Annotated in this window: 1 pseudogene; it reads right to left on the bottom strand. The window is 28.9% G+C overall.

Annotation, left to right across the window (positions count from 1 at the left end):
- Nucleotides 1–122: pseudogene (locus tag AC1DJR_RS33235) on the bottom strand (acyl-ACP desaturase); the annotation flags it as partial.
- Between the last annotated feature and the right edge of the window lie 369 nt (nt 123–491).

Below are 491 nucleotides of genomic sequence, written 5' to 3'. Positions count from 1 at the left end.
CCCTTATCCCATGGTAAAAACTCATGATAACCCCAGTCTATCTTCTGCGCTCTTATTTTATGTTGTTCATACAGTTCTTTTAAACGTGGTTCTAATCGGAAATCTAAATCATTTGTTAGCATATATAAGTGCCCCCTTTTTTATCGTAGATAGTCATTCTATTTTTACATTCATTTGTATCCTTAAAAATTTTCTACAAATAAATATTACTTTCCTTTTTTTAAGTCAAATACAACAAATTTTTAACAAACCACTTTAAGAACGCTTTATTTCTATATGATTTTTTTCATATCAAAAGGGAAACCGTTACATATATTGTCCTTTTTTATAAAAAGGGTTCTGAGGCATACGATATGTTGCTTAGCCTAAATAAAAAAACTATCCTCAGCAAATAGAGGATAACATTCATGGATGAAGATACTCGTCATATTGTAAATCTTGGTGAGTATAAAAAGGTGCATATCCATAAAGAATCGTTTTATAATAAATAA

This window comes from Bacillus sp. 05T31, from assembly GCF_056396725.1.
This window is presented reverse-complemented; position numbering and strand designations above follow the sequence as displayed.